Source organism: Gordonia sp. NPDC062954 (genome assembly GCF_044543825.1).
GTDB classification, from domain to species: Bacteria; Actinomycetota; Actinomycetes; order Mycobacteriales; family Mycobacteriaceae; genus Gordonia; species Gordonia tangerina.
Map to the genome: position 1 here is coordinate 1 of NZ_JBITWL010000009.1, position 207 is coordinate 207.

Here is a 207-nt window from a genome sequence, read left to right on the forward strand (position 1 = left end):
GACCGACCCAACCCCGCAGAGCATCCTCAATAACGCGCCAAGGTGGTCCCATGCTCGTGGCAATCCAGGTGGCCCCATAGCGGTGGCAAATGACACCCAGCCACGCCGGGGCGCGTAGCGAGACCACCGGCAGAATGGCCTTTCACCCGCGAGACAACCCTCCGCTGGTCGAGTAGCGACCGAGGCGTCAGCCGAGGCCGCGTATCG